This is a genomic window from Kitasatospora sp. NPDC007106 (assembly GCF_040634455.1).
Classification (GTDB): domain Bacteria; phylum Actinomycetota; class Actinomycetes; order Streptomycetales; family Streptomycetaceae; genus Kitasatospora; species Kitasatospora arboriphila.
In genome coordinates this window covers 1-1,755 of the sequence record NZ_JBEYFP010001081.1, presented here as the reverse complement: position 1 = coordinate 1,755, position 1,755 = coordinate 1, and the positions used below count along the sequence as shown (strand labels likewise).

Annotated in this window: 2 protein-coding genes; both read left to right on the top strand. The window is 66.8% G+C overall.

Annotation, left to right across the window (positions count from 1 at the left end):
• The first annotated feature begins 13 nt into the window (after positions 1-13).
• A complete protein-coding gene (locus ABZ641_RS35965; RefSeq protein ID WP_359988662.1) occupies positions 14-106 on the top strand; it encodes a hypothetical protein in 93 nt (30 codons plus the stop codon).
• A gap of 294 nt (positions 107-400) precedes the next feature.
• Positions 401-1,755, top strand: a 1,355-nt coding sequence (locus ABZ641_RS35960) for a non-reducing end alpha-L-arabinofuranosidase family hydrolase (RefSeq protein WP_359988660.1), incomplete at its 3' end; no start/stop codon positions are given.

Genomic DNA, 1,755 nt, shown 5'->3' with positions numbered 1-1,755 from the left:
CAGCGGACGGGTCCTGGAGACCCCCGGCAACCAGACCGCCAACGGCACCGCCGTCCAGATCTGGGACTCCACCAGCGGCGCCAACCAGCACTGGAACTTCAGGTGAGCTGAGCCGCACGGGGCTCGTGCCTCCGCCCGGATCCTTCCGCCCTACCCGGAAACCGCCGCGAGGCACCGGGGTTGTGATGCGCCCAGTACCGCAACGCGGCCTGACGAAGGACTCGGCACCAGGCAAGCGTGCAGGTCAGCACAGAGACGGGGCTTTTGAAGCCCTGCAGGCAACGGCGAGGATTCCAGAGCCGGCCGATTGACGACTCGTGCTGCGCACTCACGGCGGCACGCACATGTTAACGATAACAAAGCTGTGTGACAGCTCCATCCGTTCACCAAGGAGGTCTTCATGCGCAGACGACGTTCCAGCCGCAGGCATCTGCCCGTGGTGCTCGCCGTCGCGGTCGCGTTCGTGTCGGCACTGGCGGCGATGCTCGTCGCCAACCCGGCTCAGGCAGCCACCAGCGGCGCCTTGCGCGGTGCGGGTTCCAACCGGTGTCTCGATGTGCAGAACGCCAGCCAGGCCGATGGCACGTACCTGCAGATCTACGACTGCTCGAACGGGGCCAACCAGCTGTGGACGTTGACGTCCGGCAACCAGCTGACCGTGTACGGCAACAAGTGCCTGGATGTCCCGGGCCACGCCACCACGGCCGGTACCCGAGTGCAGATCTGGACCTGCAGCGGCGCTGCGAACCAGCAGTGGCGGGTGAACTCCGACGGCACGATCGTCGGCGTGGAGTCCGGGCTGTGCCTGGACGTCTCGGGTGCTGGCACGGCCAATGGCACGGCGGTGGAGATCTGGACGTGCAACGGCGGCAGCAACCAGAAGTGGACCGGCCTGTCCGGGACGTCAACCCCGACGACGCCCCCGCCGACGGGCGGCTCGTGCGCGCTTCCGTCGACGTACCGGTGGTCCTCGACGGGTTCGTTGGCGCAGCCGGCGAACGGGTGGGCGTCGGTGAAGGACTTCACCGACGTGGTGTACAACGGCAAGCACGTGGTCTACGCGTCGAACGTGTCCGGGTCGTCCTACGGTTCGATGATGTTCAGTCCCTTCACGAACTGGTCGGACATGGCGTCGGCCGGGCAGAGCGGGATGAGCCAGTCCGCGGTGGCGCCCACGCTGTTCTACTTCGCGCCCAAGAACATCTGGGTGCTGGCGTACCAGTGGGGGCAGTGGCCGTTCATCTACCGCACGTCCAGCGACCCGACCGACCCCAACGGCTGGTCCTCGCCGCAGCCGCTGTTCACCGGCAGCATCCCCAACTCCGGCACCGGCCCGATCGACCAGACCCTGATCGCCGACGGCCAGAACATGTACCTGTTCTTCGCCGGTGACAACGGCAGCATCTACCGGGCGAGCATGCCGATCGGCAACTTCCCCGGCAGCTTCGGCTCGTCCTACACCACGGTCATGAGCGACACGGCGAACAACCTGTTCGAGGCGCCGCAGGTCTACAAGGTCAAGGGCCAGAACCAGTACCTCATGATCGTCGAGGCGCAGGGCGCGAACGGGCGCTACTTCCGCTCCTTCACCGCCTCCAGCCTCGGCGGATCGTGGACCCCGCAGGCCGCCACCGAGAGCAACCCCTTCGCGGGCAAGGCCAACAGCGGTGCCACCTGGACCAACGACATCAGCCACGGCGACCTGGTCCGCAACAACCCCGACCAGACCATGACCATCGACCCCTGCAACCTGCA